The organism is Parcubacteria group bacterium CG10_big_fil_rev_8_21_14_0_10_36_14, assembly GCA_002772895.1.
GTDB lineage: Bacteria > Patescibacteriota > Patescibacteriia.
On record PFCS01000031.1, the window covers coordinates 1 to 7804 of the forward strand.

The 7804-nt window shown below is 35.4% G+C and carries 8 protein-coding genes; 4 read left to right on the top strand and 4 right to left on the bottom strand.

Features of this window, described 5'->3' with window-relative positions; genetic code table 11:
- On the top strand, positions 1-367 hold a 367-nt coding region (locus tag COU51_02170), incomplete at its 5' end, for a hypothetical protein (protein PIR66768.1).
- Between the two features lie 77 nt (positions 368-444).
- Entirely contained in the window at positions 445-672 is a 228-nt protein-coding gene (locus tag COU51_02175; GenBank protein ID PIR66769.1) for a hypothetical protein, read from the top strand.
- A gap of 212 nt (positions 673-884) precedes the next feature.
- On the opposite strand, the gene COU51_02180 is transcribed toward COU51_02175, so the two are convergent.
- The 4 genes from COU51_02180 to COU51_02195 form a co-directional block, all read right to left on the bottom strand.
- The gene (locus COU51_02180; protein ID PIR66770.1) at positions 885-1310 is read right to left on the bottom strand and encodes a cytidine deaminase; all 426 of its coding nucleotides are present in this window, start codon (positions 1308-1310) and stop codon (positions 885-887) included.
- A gap of 110 nt (positions 1311-1420) precedes the next feature.
- Complete coding sequence (locus COU51_02185) at positions 1421-2266, bottom strand: hypothetical protein (GenBank protein PIR66771.1); 846 nt, start codon at positions 2264-2266, stop codon at positions 1421-1423.
- 2 nt (positions 2267-2268) lie between these two features.
- The gene (ruvA, locus tag COU51_02190; GenBank protein PIR66772.1) at positions 2269-2817 is read right to left on the bottom strand and encodes a Holliday junction branch migration protein RuvA; all 549 of its coding nucleotides are present in this window, start codon (positions 2815-2817) and stop codon (positions 2269-2271) included.
- 1 nt (position 2818) lies between these two features.
- Entirely contained in the window at positions 2819-5719 is a 2901-nt protein-coding gene (locus COU51_02195) for an isoleucine--tRNA ligase (protein PIR66773.1), read from the bottom strand.
- Positions 5720-5786: 67 nt separating this feature from the next.
- Between COU51_02195 and COU51_02200 the strand changes: the two genes are divergently transcribed.
- Positions 5787-7010: a hypothetical protein gene (locus COU51_02200; GenBank protein PIR66774.1), complete on the top strand. Its 1224-nt coding sequence runs from the start codon at positions 5787-5789 to the stop codon at positions 7008-7010.
- A 74-nt stretch (positions 7011-7084) separates the two neighbouring features.
- Positions 7085-7540 (top strand): ribose-5-phosphate isomerase, encoded by a 456-nt coding sequence (locus COU51_02205; protein ID PIR66775.1) that lies wholly within the window; start codon positions 7085-7087, stop codon positions 7538-7540.
- Positions 7541-7804: the final 264 nt, after the last annotated feature.

The following is a 7804-nucleotide window of genomic DNA, read 5'->3' on the forward strand; positions in this document are numbered from 1 at the left end:
ATATTGGAAAATCACGAACTCTATGCATGAGCTGGAAAATATAGAAGTAAAAGGAACGTTGCCTCAAGGAGTTGTTTTTAGTAGCGCTAGCGCAAATGCTGGAAATATCAATCTTGACTCAACGCTAAAAAATATTATTTGGTCTCTTAATAGGATGCCTACTTCAGTGAATGAAGTTTCTGCTGAGTTTGAGCTTTCTATTACTCCGAGCGCAGAAAATGTCGGACATGTTGCTGCTCTTTTGGAGGGAATTGAGCTTTCTGCAAAAGATAGATCTACAGGAGGGCTGATAATTATAAAGCAAGGAGATGAAACGACTTCGCTCCCGGATGATCCTTATGTAACAAAAGGTGAGATAGAAGAATAATTTATACTTTTATTAGGATTAAAAGAAGACCCGAAAGGGTCTTTTATTTTAGGAATAGAATTACATAGAAAGCGATTGTGCAGAAAAAGCCAATAACACAACTAAAAGAAAGTTTTGGGATCAGTTGTAAAAGAGGCCAGGCAAGCGCGACGGCTCCTGTTAATATCAGATATAGCGGAGAAGATTTTTCAATTACGATGCAATATGAAATTGCGAAAAAAATCCATCCTATAATGGGCAATACTAATACAATCGGAATAAAAGCCAATGAACCTGAAGCGCTATTTTTTTCCGAAACGACATGATGATAGAGCTGAAATGTCATTAGATAACAAAATATTGATAATACGCCTGTTATTGCGACCGCGATAGTCATTCAAGCCTCCTTTAGATAATGGTTGTGCTGAGATAGATAAGAGAAACACCAAGAGCAATAAAGGCAACCGCAAAAATATACCAATATTTTTCTGCTTTTTTCTTCAAAGCATCCACAAATTCTTCTTTGTTTTTTTTCATTTTAAAGAGCTCCTTCTCCTGTTGACATTGGAAGAGGAAGTATCTCTTTCAATGTGGTTATGGTAACATAATTATTCTTTGTCGTCAAGCCAAGTATCTTAGTCTGCGGAGAACCAAACTCGGAGATTATTTGTCGACAATGCCCACAAGGCGCGCCACCATTACGCGAGACAAAAATAAGCAGTTTTATTTTTCTATCTTTTTTTGGCATTCGCATTATTGCATTTTGTTCGGCATGAACTGATTGATTAAAGCTTACGGTTTCTACATTCCAGCCAATATAAATATTGTTACCCTCGGATAGAGCCACTGCGCCAACCGGATAATGTGAATATGGACAATAAGACTCTTCTTGCGCTTCAAGGGCGCGTTGTATTAAATTTTGATATTCTTGTGAAAGCTCTTCTAATCTTTTAGTATCTGGCATATTGTTAATCTGTTATTGCGAATCCGAAGGGCGTGGCAATCTTTTTTTGACTAGATTGCTTCGCTTCGCTCACAATGACGACGAAAAGGTAGCGAGGATTAATTTTACATTTATCCTTCTCCTCTCGCTTTTATATATTTGTAAGTTTTATATATCAATTGATTAAATGGAAAATCAAATGTTCCGGGTGCGCAGATTTCGTTTCCGCCAAATCCTTTTTTAAAACGAGTTATTCCCGGCCATTTTTTTTCATCCGCTCCCCACCAATCATAATATTCCATCTCATTATTTTTTGCATATTTTATAATTTCCCAATGAAGGAGAGATGGAGCCATTACTTTTTTGTGCTCTGCTGATGATCCGCCATGCAAATATGTTGCCGTATCCTGATAAAAATTTATTATTGCACCGGCAATCGGTTCGCTATTATAATAGGCGATAAAAAGGTCATTGAATGCCAGTAATTTTTTATACCTTACTTTGCTAAATAATTTTATGCCTTGTCTTTCCCCAGTTTCTTTTAATAATCTGTAAAATTCTTCAAATTTTAAATTATTTTTTTCGCATCTCTCAACCTTCACATTATTTTTTTCTGCAAGCCGGATATTATATCTGGTTTTTTGTTTCATTCCAGCGAGAAGGTCGTCTTCTGTTGACGTTAAATCTAGAATTTGAGTACAGGCTGGTTGGACATCATGCGCTTTGATAAATCCAGCACTCGGCTTTTTATCTGGTTCAAAGCGGAGAAATACTGCGTATTCTTTCTTTGCAATTTTTTTTGCCTCTTCTAAAAATTTTTCTGTTATTTCATCCGGACCCTTAGGGCAATAAAGGTAGGAAATTTTAAAAAGAGGCATTTTTATTATTAGATTACCGTTGATGCGAAAAGTTTTTCTGCCAAGAAGCTGTTGAAATTTTTCCCATTCGTCAGATTGTAAAAATTGACCACTTTGCATATTTATTTTCCCAATAATTTTAAGGCGGCTTTGAGCTGGTTTTCTGTTCCTGTAACTTCTTGCGCTACATTGCGCAACGCATCTTCTGCTTCTGTTCGACTATAGCCTAAGCCAACTAGCCCACTTATAACGTCTCTACTTAGTCCTTGATTTTCTAGTATTTTATCAATCGAGCCCTTTAATTCAAGAATAATTTTTTGCGCTGTTTTTTTACCTACTCCAGAAACTCCTTCAATTAATGTTGAGCTTCCTTCTATGATTGATTTTTGTAGGTTTTCTATACCTAAGGCCAAGATATGCTGGGCCATTTTAGGGCCTACTCCGGAGATGGCCAAGAGTTTTAGAAAAAATTGCAATTCGTCCAAGGATGTAAAACCATAAAAATCGCGTTTATCTTCGCGTACGTAGTCATGTATATAAAGCGTTACTTCATTGCCCAAGCGTGTCTTATCAAGGTCATTAAAATAAATTTGATATCCAATTCCCTGATTTTCAAGAATTATAAAGTTGTTTGCTTTATAGGTTATAATGCCTTTGATTGAAATAATCATATTATTTTTCCAATCCTATCCAGACAGTATCGCCGTCCAAATTAATATCGGCGTTATTTTTTAAAGTTTTTTTACTAAAAGATATATTTTTGCTCACAGTGGAGGACATTAAATTACTCCTTTCTTTTTCTATGATGTTTTTTATTTTTTTTGATGAATCTATATAGAGCGTTATTTTATCTTTAGGTGTAAGCCCTGCTGATTTTCTTAGAGCATTTATGCCTCGGATAAGCTCGCGGACATAACCTTCCTCTTTTAATTCCTCGGTTAGTTCTATATTTAACGTAGTATTTTCTTTTTGCACCCAGCTTCCGCCTTTTGGTAACTTATCTACAGCGGTAACTTTTTTAATATTTATTTCACCGGCGATTATATTTAATAGTTCATCGTGCAATTTACAATTTATGACTTGCAGTTCGGATAATGGCTGGCGAACTTTTATTCCGGCTTCCGAACGCAGGGACAGCGCAATTTCAACAATATCGCGGGTAGCTTGCATATCTTTTATAAGAGTCGTGTCTTCTTTTGACAATTTGCCGTACTCCGGCCAGTTGGCTAGATGGACACTCTCTTCAGTACCTTTTAATTCTTGATGAAGATGCTCGGCTACGAAAGGAACAAATGGCGCACATATTTTTGCAAGCTCCAAAAGAACATAACGCAAAGTAGAAAGCGCTTCATTATTCTTTTCTTTTATTCTATCACGAGAACGGCGAACGTGCCATCCGGATAAGTCGTTTACAAAATCAACAATAGGCCGGCTTGCTTCCGCTAATTTATATTCATTCATATTTTTTTCAACCTCTTGCCCTAATTGTTTTAGCTTTACAACAATCCACTTGTCTAAAATATTCTGACTGTCAGTGTAAATCTCTTTTTTATTTCCATACATTAAATATAGTTCTAGAATATTAAATAATGCGTTTAAGAGCTTGTTATACATTTCGCGGACACCTACTTCGCTGAAATTAAGATTTTCTGCGTACATTACCGGAGATGTGGCAAGATAATAACGCATAGCGTCGGCGCCATATTTAGAAATAACTTCCATCGGATCCGGATAGTTTTGTAAGCGTTTTGACATTTTTTTACCGTCTTCTGCCAAAACAATACCATTTACAATTACATTTTTGAATGCAGGCTCACTTGTTTTTACGGGTATTGAAGGTGTTGATCCACAAGTTAAGGCAGTTGCCAAAACATGAAGAGTATAAAACCACCCTCTTGTTTGATCTTGACCTTCGGCAATGAATTCCGAAGGAAAACCTGCTTCAAATTTTTTCTTATTTTCAAACGGATAATGCATTTGTCCATAAGGCATTGAACCGGATTCAAACCAGCAATCCAAAACTTCCGGAACTTTTTTATATTCTTTAGAGCCACGTTTGATTATAATCTTATCTATTAAATGTTTATGGATGTCTGTAATTTTTTTTCCTGATAATTTTTCTAATTCTTTGACCGAACCAATGCAAATCGTATCATCATCTTCGGATTGCCATATTGGAAGAGGAGCACCCCAAAAACGATTTCGAGAAACTGCCCAATCGCGCGCGCCTTCTAGCCATTTGCCAAAACGGCCTTCTTTGATATGTTCAGGCACCCAATGTATTTTTTTATTATTTTTCAATAAATCGGATTTTAATTCCGTAACTTTTATGAACCAGCTTGATGTTGCGTAGTTTATAAGAGGGGAGTCGCACCTCCAGCAATGCGGATAACTGTGTTCATATTTTTCTTTAGAAAATATTTTATTTTCTTTTGCTAGCCATTTCAATATTTCTAAGTCGGTTTTTTGCGGATATTCTTTTGGTTTTACTTCCATTCCGGAAAAATCTTTTACGTCTTTTGTAAACTTCCCATCCATTTCAACATGTTGAACAAAGGATACACCTTCGCGCATACCTAATTCATAGTCGTCTTCACCAAAAGCAGGAGCGATATGAACAACGCCCGTTCCTTCTTCTGTTGTGACAAAGTCCGCGGGTACAATACGAAATGCTTTTTCGGTATTTTTAAAATAAGGGAAAAGCGGTTCATACTCTAAACCAATCAAAGTCGTTCCTTTTAGGTCTTTTTCTATTTTTGGTTCTTTGTCTTTTGTCACGCTTGCTACTCTATCCTTTGCAATTATATACAGGCCAGTTTCCCCTTTGATGCTTAGTACTTGATATTTAATATTTTTTCCAATGGCCAATAATACATTTCCCGGCAAGGTCCACGGCGTAGTTGTCCATGCAAGAACGAAAACATCACCTTCTAATTCTAGTTTTTTTGCATCTTTCAATTTAAATTTTGCGGTTACTGATATATCTTTCACGTCTTTATATCCTTGAGTAACTTCAAAATTTGATAAAGGAGTTTCGCATCGGGGACAAACGTGCATTGCTTTGTGCCCTTGATAGATTAAATCTTTTTTCCAAAGTTCAGAAAATACCCACCATACCGATTCCATATATTCTATATCCATTGTTTTGTAGTCGTTTTCCATATCAACCCAGCGACCAATGCGATCTATTACCCGTTTCCATTCTTCGGCATATTTTAGAACTGTTGCGTGGCAGGCATTATTGAATTTATCAATTCCATAATTTTCTATTTCTAATTTACTTTTTAAATTGAGTTTTTTTTCTATAATATTTTCAATCGGCAGTCCATGACAATCCCAACCCCATTTGCGATCTACACGAAAGCCTTTCATTGTCCAATATCTTGGGACAATGTCTTTCATTAGAGAAGCGACAATATGCCCATAATGCGGGAGTCCGGTAGCAAAAGGAGGGCCATCATAAAAAACATAAGGTCTATTTTCCGGTCTTATTTCTATAGATTTTTTAAAAATATTATTTTTCTTCCAAAAACTTAATATTTTTTCTTCATTTTTAGGGATATTTTTTGACATATTTCATTTTTTTATTATTTCTAGCCTTTTTTTATTTTAGCTTAAAATTGGATTTTTCGCAACTTAATTGACAAATTGTGAAATTTATGTTTATATAATAATAGTAGGACTTTTACAATTAGGAGATAGAATGGGCAAAATAAGATATTGTGTCAAAAACAATTTATTCTGGTTGCTATTTTTACTGATTGCTTGTTTGTTGACTGTAAGCATCTATTTTTGGGCGGAAGAAAGTATTCAGAACTCTGTTGTTACAAAAGAAAAGAGTACTACGAACAAGGGAAAAAGATTGGTAATTTTTTGTTTTGATCAGAAGCTTGTCTTTAACTGTAAAGAAAACAAGGAGAAAAATAAGGGATTTTGTTCCGACGAGTTAAAAAATACGATTCTTCAAATTTGTGAAGAAACGAAAAAAGCAGGCCTTTTCCCCTTGCATGAAACAATGATTGATTTAAACCGATTTGATGAATGCTCGCAGTTTGAAAAAGAAAAAGCCGGGTGTAGTCCGTTTTTCTTTATTGATGGTAAGATTAAAAATTTTGACGCAGGATACATTTTTTTGCCGGCTTCTCTTTCAAAAAATCAAAAAGATTTTAAGCGAGTATTGTCGCATGAAGTTGTTCATGGGCTTATGTCTCAGAAGTTGGTACAGGCAGGGCGGATTATCAGAGAGTTTTTTGCTGTTTATTATGAAGTTCAGGTTTTTGGAGGCGCAGGGCATATTGTTTGTAATAGCAGTTCGGATAACCAGCCGGCGCTTGCTACTTATGACGGCGACTATGTTTTCCCTCCGACCAAGAACGATCATTCCAAAATTTTGAGTGCTTGCCGTTATGGACAATTAGACCACTTGGCAAATGAACTGATAAGTATTGATAAAAATTTGCTTAGAGCTCTTTGGGCAAAACTGAATCAGTATAAAAAAGAACGGATTGGTCTTGCTGAATTGAAAGCATGGGTTGGCTCTCTAAATAGCGAAGCGTTGGATATTCTGAATAAATACTATCTTTTTAGAGAGAATAAAGGAAAGGCTCATATTGTAATTATTAGCGGTATTCAGCAATATTATATCTTTTTTTATCAGTCACCCAATCCAAGTAAAGAAAAGTTTTTTACAAGTGTCCCGAGCAGAATAGAAATTTTTAGAAAACATAAATTGGCTGATTTTCTGTATAGTTCCAGTATGCGTTATGTGACGGTTAATTATAGTAAAGTAAAGTCTAATGATACTGTGCGCATTACGGCAAGAATAAATAATAAAATTCGTATTCGTAAAATTTACGTTCCTTAACTCCGATTATATCGGAGTTTTTTATTATAGCTGGATTTGATATACTAAAGATATAATTATTTTCTATATTTTTTATGATTTATTTAGGATCAGATCATGCTGGTTTCAAACTGAAGCAGGCAATAAAAAGATATTTATCAAACCATGGATATGAGTATGAGGATTTAGGTAATTTAAAGTTGGATGAAAAAGACGATTATCCGGATTTTGGCGCGAGAGTGGCGCAAGGAGTGGCAATAAATCCAAAAAAGAATAAAGGCATTTTGGTTTGCGGAAGCGCCGAAGGTATGGGGATGGTGGCAAATAAATTTAAAGGCGCGCGCGCGGCAGTTGTTTATGACAAGGAGTCTGCAAAATTATCGCGAGAACATAATGACGCAAACGTGCTATCAATTTCCGGTTGGAAATTATCTGAACAAAAAGTGCGCGCGATTGTTAAAGAATTTTTAGAAACAAAATTTAGCGGAGAAAAAAGGCATAAGAGGAGATTGGAAAAAATTAGAAAAATAGAAAAAGTAAATTTTAGATAATATCAAGATAATTTTTAGTTGATTTAACTTATCAAAATACGTTTAAAACAGCGTATCCACCCTCTGTCATCCCGCACGAAGCGATAGCGAAGATGCGGGATCTTGATAAAATAGCAAAAAGACCTAAAATACGTGGAAAAGCGTGTTTTTTGTTTACTTTTTTAGCTAAATTTAGCTAAAATATAAATAATCAAGTTAACAATGCACCACTTTGTTAATTACTTCGTTAGGAGATAAGTAGTTTAAACACCTTCTTGGTCGGTT

What these genes read in the sequence shown, in the direction of transcription:
- COU51_02180 (PIR66770.1), bottom strand. Translation starts at nt 1,310, where the DNA reads ATGCCAGATACTAAAAGATTAGAAGAGCTTTCACAAGAATATCAAAAT.
- COU51_02185 (PIR66771.1), bottom strand. Translation starts at nt 2,266, where the DNA reads ATGCAAAGTGGTCAATTTTTACAATCTGACGAATGGGAAAAATTTCAA.
- ruvA (PIR66772.1), bottom strand. Translation starts at nt 2,817, where the DNA reads ATGATTATTTCAATCAAAGGCATTATAACCTATAAAGCAAACAACTTT.
- COU51_02195 (PIR66773.1), bottom strand. Translation starts at nt 5,719, where the DNA reads ATGTCAAAAAATATCCCTAAAAATGAAGAAAAAATATTAAGTTTTTGG.
- COU51_02205 (PIR66775.1), top strand. Translation starts at nt 7,085, where the DNA reads ATGATTTATTTAGGATCAGATCATGCTGGTTTCAAACTGAAGCAGGCA.